Origin of the sequence: Roseisalinus antarcticus (genome assembly GCF_900172355.1) — a bacterium.
Taxonomy (GTDB): Bacteria; Pseudomonadota; Alphaproteobacteria; order Rhodobacterales; family Rhodobacteraceae; genus Oceanicola; species Oceanicola antarcticus_A.
Map to the genome: position 1 here is coordinate 1 of NZ_FWFZ01000075.1, position 5,492 is coordinate 5,492.

At 67.5% G+C, this 5,492-nt stretch carries 7 protein-coding genes and 1 tRNA gene; 1 reads left to right on the plus strand and 7 read right to left on the minus strand.

Annotated features, from left to right (window positions below):
• Window positions 1–153: 153 nt before the first annotated feature.
• From rplA to ROA7023_RS22830, 7 genes are all read right to left on the minus strand, one after another.
• Entirely contained in the window at window positions 154–852 is a 699-nt protein-coding gene (gene rplA / locus ROA7023_RS22800; protein ID WP_085881257.1) for a 50S ribosomal protein L1, read from the minus strand.
• A 1-nt stretch (window position 853) separates the two neighbouring features.
• Window positions 854–1,279 carry a 50S ribosomal protein L11 gene (gene rplK, locus ROA7023_RS22805; RefSeq protein WP_085881258.1) on the minus strand — a complete coding sequence of 142 codons (426 nt, stop codon included), beginning with the start codon at window positions 1,277–1,279 and terminating at the stop codon, window positions 854–856.
• A 193-nt stretch (window positions 1,280–1,472) separates the two neighbouring features.
• Window positions 1,473–2,003: a transcription termination/antitermination protein NusG gene (gene nusG, locus ROA7023_RS22810; RefSeq protein WP_085881259.1), complete on the minus strand. Its 531-nt coding sequence runs from the start codon at window positions 2,001–2,003 to the stop codon at window positions 1,473–1,475.
• A 188-nt stretch (window positions 2,004–2,191) separates the two neighbouring features.
• Window positions 2,192–3,157, minus strand: coding sequence for a hypothetical protein (locus ROA7023_RS22815; protein ID WP_085881260.1), 966 nt, complete (start codon window positions 3,155–3,157; stop codon window positions 2,192–2,194).
• 88 nt (window positions 3,158–3,245) lie between these two features.
• Complete coding sequence (secE, locus tag ROA7023_RS22820) at window positions 3,246–3,446, minus strand: preprotein translocase subunit SecE (RefSeq protein WP_085881261.1); 201 nt, start codon at window positions 3,444–3,446, stop codon at window positions 3,246–3,248.
• 65 nt (window positions 3,447–3,511) lie between these two features.
• A complete protein-coding gene (locus ROA7023_RS22825; RefSeq protein WP_085881262.1) occupies window positions 3,512–4,375 on the minus strand; it encodes a hypothetical protein in 864 nt (287 codons plus the stop codon).
• Window positions 4,376–4,437: 62 nt separating this feature from the next.
• A tRNA-Trp gene (locus ROA7023_RS22830) sits at window positions 4,438–4,513 on the minus strand.
• A 126-nt stretch (window positions 4,514–4,639) separates the two neighbouring features.
• Between ROA7023_RS22830 and ROA7023_RS22835 the strand changes: the two genes are divergently transcribed.
• A complete protein-coding gene (locus ROA7023_RS22835) occupies window positions 4,640–5,335 on the plus strand; it encodes a lysophospholipid acyltransferase family protein (protein ID WP_085881263.1) in 696 nt (231 codons plus the stop codon).
• The last annotated feature ends 157 nt before the right edge of the window (window positions 5,336–5,492 follow it).

A 5,492-nucleotide genomic window follows, 5' to 3' on the forward strand; every position in this document is an offset into this window, starting at 1 on the left:
GCACGCGCCTCGTGCCACACTCTCGGTGAGCATATTGGTTGAACGACCAGAAACGAAAGAAGCTCGCGACCATGCGGTCGCAAGCTTCAACATTCAGCGCAAGGGGCTGGTCCCTTGGGGCGCCCTTCGCTCTGTCCTGTGTCCGTCCGTGGCTCAGTTGCCGGTCGCCGACGCGATATCGAGGCTGACGCCCGGACCCATGGAGGAGCTGAGCGAGACCTTCTTCATGTAGGTCCCCTTCCCGCCGGTGGGCCGGGCCTTCTGCACGGCGTCGACGAAGGCGAGCAGGTTTGCCTCCAGCTTGGCGGCATCGAAGGACGCCTTGCCGATCCCGGCGTGCACAACCCCGGCCTTCTCGGCCTTGAACTGGACCTCGCCGCCCTTGGCGGCCTCGACGGCCTCCTTGACGTCCATGGTCACGGTGCCGATCTTCGGGTTCGGCATCAGGTTCCGCGGCCCGAGGATCTTGCCCAGACGACCGACGATCGGCATCATGTCCGGCGTCGCGATGCAACGGTCGAAGTTGATGTTGCCGGCCTGGATATCCTGCATCAGGTCCTCGGCGCCGACGATATCGGCGCCGGCGGCGGTCGCTTCGTCGGCCTTGTCGCCACGCGCGAAGACGGCCACGCGGACCTCCTTGCCGGTGCCGTTGGGCAGCGAGACCTTGCCACGGACCATCTGGTCGGCGTGACGCGGGTCGACGCCCAGGTTCAGCGCGATCTCGATGGTCTCGTCGAACTTCGCGACGGCATTGCCTTTCACGAGAGCCACGGCCTCGGAGACGCTCAGGTTCTCCTTGCCGGCAACGGCTTCACGGGCGGCGCGGGTGCGTTTTCCAAATTTGGCCATCTTACTTTACCTCGATGCCCATGGAGCGTGCGCTCCCGAGAATGATTTGCATGGCGCCCTCGACGTCATTCGCGTTGAGGTCGGCCATCTTCGCCTCGGCGATTTCCTTGACCTGGGCGACAGTGACGGTGCCGGCGGTGGCCTTGCCGGGGGTCTTGGACCCCGACTTCAGCTTGGCGGCCTTCTTCAGATAGAACGTCGCGGGCGGCGTCTTGATGTCCATCGTGAAGGACTTGTCCTGGTAGTAGGTGATCACGGTCGGGCACGGGGCGCCCGGCTCCATCTCCTGGGTCTTCGCGTTGAAGGCCTTGCAGAATTCCATGATGTTGATCCCGCGCTGACCGAGGGCGGGGCCCACCGGCGGCGAGGGGTTGGCCTGACCGGCCTTGACTTGCAGCTTGAGCTGCCCGACGACTTTCTTGGCCATGTGGCCACTCCTTCTTTTTCATCGCGTGTGATGCGCGTCCCGCGCATCCAACGCCCGTCCCCCGGATCGCGATCCTTCGGGACATTTCCGCGTGGTCCGGTCCGGCGGCCGCGGCCCCCTCGCCTCCCACGAATGAACGGACCGTGCGGCCCGCGTCACGGCACCGGGAGGGTGCCGCCATCGCCAAGGCTTCCTATTGCTTGGAAACCTGGGTGAATTCCAGTTCGACCGGGGTTGCCCGGCCGAAGATCGAGACCGTCACCTTCAAGCGCTGGTTGTCCTCGTCGACCTCTTCGACCATGCCGTCGAAATCCTCGAACGGCCCGTCGTTGACCTTGACCTTCTCGCCGATCTCGAAGTGGATCAGCGTGCGCGGGGCTTCTTCGCCCTCGGCCACGCGGCCCAGGATCGCCTGCACCTCGGCGTCGCGCATCGGCATCGGACGGCCCTGCGGGCCCAGAAAACCGGTCACCCGGTTGATGCCGTTGATCAGGTGATAGCCCTCGTCCGACATTTCCATGTGCACCAGCACGTAGCCCGGCATGAACCGACGCTCGGTCGACACCTTCTTGCCCCGGCGCACCTCGATGACCTCTTCGGTCGGCACCAGAACTTCGTCGATCTGATCCTCGAGGCCCTGTTCGGCCACGGACGTCCTGATCTGTTCAGCGATCTTCTTCTCAAAATTCGAGAGAACGCTTACCGAGTACCACCGTTTCGCCATGCTGCCTTGACACCTCAGATCCGTCGCATTCACCCCTGCCCCAAAGCCCGTCGCCATAAACGAAAAGCGGCGCGCAACTCGATTCGCGGCGCGCCTTTTGGGGAGAGTGGGCTGCGTCTAACGCTCCGACCCTTGGGTTGCAAGAGCTAAGGGCGGGACCGTGCGGCCCCGCCCCCGGACGTCCACCGTCAATTGGTCGTCGTGCGGCGCGGCCGGTGCCAGAGCCGCCCGCCGCTGGCGATCGGCCCGGAGGAGAACGGATCGTCCGGCTCGGACCGGGTCTGGGGCGCGTGGCGCGACATGCCAGACCCGCCGGGCGCCTGCGCACCGGACCCGGCGGCGTACCCGGCCTGGCGGGCGCGGATGCGGTCGATCGGGCTGCCCGGCGCGATGTTCTGCGACATGACCGGCGCCTGCTGCGGGGCCGCGTGGATCGGCCCGGCGGCCGTGGCGAGGCCCGGATCCCCCCGACCCTCTTCCCGGCGCATCAGCACGGTGAACACCCGCTTGATGATCCCGAAGAGCGCGATCAGCCCGGCAAAGACCCAAGACATGGCGCCGGCACTCGCACTTTGCCGCTGGGCCTGCGCGAGCCCTGCCTCCCGCCCGTCGAGGAACGGCTCAAGGAAGAACGGATTGCTGGCCACCGGGTGGCCACGCTCGCTCATGACGTCGCGGACATGGCTGATACCGGCGCTGGAGGTATCGAGCAGCCCCTCCAGCTTGACGATCGGCCCGAGCGCACCCATGCCGACCATGCGCTCGGTCATCCAGTCGAGCGTCTCTTGCCGCTGGTTCCATGGCACGACGAAGAAGCCGCGGGCCCGGTCCGGCATTCTGACCGCCTCCGGCGCCACCAGAACGAACATCGCGCGCCGGGCGGTGGGGATGCCGTTGGTCCGGGTCACCAGCTCGGTGTTCTGGTCGACGACGATCTGGGCACGAAGTGCCACCTCGTTCAGCTCACGCGGGACGGCGATGGTGCCGGCGCTCATGTTGGTGGGAGTGGGCGGCGGGGAAGCCAGCGCCGCCTCGGCCAGCGCGGCGTCGGCGCGGCCGTGGTCCTGAAGGTTCGATCCTGCCCACACCACGAGGGCGGCGAGCCCGAAATAGCTCCACCACGGCAATCTCAACAACAACACAAGCAAGTTCATAACCCGGTCCCTCTGTAGGATATGGGGTCATTTCACAGTCGGAATTCGGCAAGAACGTGGCGAAACCGCGAAAGTCTCGGGCGAGGTTTCAGGACCCGAAGATATTCAGCACACCCTGAAGGCCGGACCGTATCGCGAGATCGACAAGGAAGAAGAAGACCGCCGTGACGGCGGCAAGCAGGAACACCATGATGGTGGTCAGCGTGACCTCGCGCCGCGTTGGCCAGACAACCTTGGCAACTTCGGCGCGGACCTGACTGACGAACTGGGCTGGGTTGGCACGGGCCATCGGGCATCCTCTCCTGCAACGGCCGTCAGATACGTCGCCTGCGCGGCTGTTTCAACCCCAATGCATCATGGCCGGATCAGCCGCACACGCGGCATCGCGGCCAGCCGCTGCCATTGTGCCGCGTAATACTCCGCGGCCAGCGCCTCCAGCTCGCCGTCGAAGGGCCGCAGCCGGGGGTGCCCGGCGCTGATCGGAAACCGCTTTCGCGCGGCTTCGGCGGCGGTGGCCCGCGCCTTGCCCACGGGCGCCTCCAGCGCGGCGGCGGCCGCCGGGGCCGACAGGCCCTCGTGCAGCGGCTTGTGCGAAAACCAGAACGGCCGCGCGATTCGCGCCCCGGCCAGACCGTCGGCGGCTTGGAACGCGACCTCGGGGTAATCCTCCTTGCGCCAGACGACGACCTCGCCCACGCGCGGCACGGTCAAAAGCCGCCGGACCAGATCGCACCAGTCGACCGCATGCGGCGGGATGCGCGCGACGAACCGCTCGAACCCCTTGCCGAACCCGCCCAGCAGCGATTGCGAATAGGCCGAGACCAGATAGCTCGCCGGCTCCCGGATCGTCAGGAACAGGGTCAGCGGAAGCGGGGCCACGCCCATCGCCAGCGTCGCCACCCGCGCCTCCGCCTCGGGATAGAGAGAGGCCGCGTGCTGACCTGAGGCGCCTGACATCTGACCCATGACGTTTTCTTCGCTGATCACCAGCCGGGGCCGCCCCTCGGCCATCTCCGACAAAAGCCCGGGCGACCAGCTGTCGCGCAGCTTGCGCAGTTTGTAGGAAATCCCCAGCCGCTCGGGCAGCTTCGGCCCGTGACGCAATTCCAGCGGTGTATAGAGCGTCGCCCCTGCCCTCTCGAACCCGCGGCGGCCACGGCGCAGCGCCTGCTGGAAATGGGTGGTGGCGGTCTTGTGCGCCCCGACATGCAGGACCACCCGTTCGGGCCATCCGTCCGGACGGTCCGATTCCCCGGTGATCTTGCTGGTCGGGTCGGGCCTGGCAGGGGCAGGGGGACTCGAACCCACGACCCTCGGTTTTGGAGACCGATGCTCTACCAACTGAGCTATACCCCTATGGCCGGGTTGCCGGATAGCGCGTTGCGAAGGGCCACGCAAGAGGCTGCGTTGCCGGTCCGCGCACGGCTGCCCTTGCGGCCCGGTCCGGAATACGGTCCTTGGCACCGGACCGACGGAGGGGACATGGCACGGACGCTGCGCAAACGGCTGGAGAAATCGACGCTTCTCGCGGGGGCGCTCGGGCGCCTCGTCGCCGGATACCTGCGGTTCTGCGCCGTGACCACGCGGTGGCAGGCGCAGGGCCTCGACGACCTGAAGGCGGCGACCGCGCAGGGGCCGGTGATCGTGGTCATGTGGCATTCCAGGCTGATGCTTGGCCAGTACCACGTGCCGCGCCATGTGCGCCGCGTCGTCTCGCTGCGCGAATCCTCCGTCGTCGGGCGGGTGGCGGCGGTGGTGCAGTCGCGGCTGGGCCTTGGTCCGGTGGCGATGACCGACGGCGCGTCGAATCGCGGCGCATCGCGGTCGGTGCTGCGGGCCCTGCGCACGGGGTCGAGCCTCGGGCTGACGGCGGACGGCCCGCTGGGCCCGGCGCTGGAGATGAAGGCGGCCCCGCTGGACTGGGCGCGAACCACGGGCGTTCCGCTGTTCCTCTTCGCCTATGCCACGAAGCGTCAGAGGCGGGCCGACAGCTGGGACAGGCTGCTGCTGCCCCTGCCCTTCACCCGCGGCAGCTACGGCTTTCAACGCTGGGAGCTGCCGGTCGGACGGCGGGCCTCGGAGGTGGAGCTGACGGCCGCGCGGGACGCCCTCGCCCGGGCCCTGACGACACACCAGCATGACATCGACCGGCTGACCGGCCTGCCGCCCGGCCCCTAGAGGCGGGCCACCGACAAACCCTGGCACAAGAAAAAGGGCGCCCCGCGAGGAGCAAGCCCCTTACCAAAGGTGTTGTAGATCGCGCGTCGCCTCGGCGGCGCGCTTTCTCGTTCATTCGCCGACGATCTCCCGCTCGTAAATCCGGCCTTTTGCCAAG

Coding starts and splice junctions, on each gene's coding strand:
- rplA (WP_085881257.1), bottom strand. CDS start 852: ATGGCCAAATTTGGAAAACGCACCCGCGCCGCCCGTGAAGCCGTTGCC.
- rplK (WP_085881258.1), bottom strand. CDS start 1,279: ATGGCCAAGAAAGTCGTCGGGCAGCTCAAGCTGCAAGTCAAGGCCGGT.
- nusG (WP_085881259.1), bottom strand. CDS start 2,003: ATGGCGAAACGGTGGTACTCGGTAAGCGTTCTCTCGAATTTTGAGAAG.
- ROA7023_RS22815 (WP_085881260.1), bottom strand. CDS start 3,157: ATGAACTTGCTTGTGTTGTTGTTGAGATTGCCGTGGTGGAGCTATTTC.
- secE (WP_085881261.1), bottom strand. CDS start 3,446: ATGGCCCGTGCCAACCCAGCCCAGTTCGTCAGTCAGGTCCGCGCCGAA.
- ROA7023_RS22835 (WP_085881263.1), top strand. CDS start 4,640: ATGGCACGGACGCTGCGCAAACGGCTGGAGAAATCGACGCTTCTCGCG.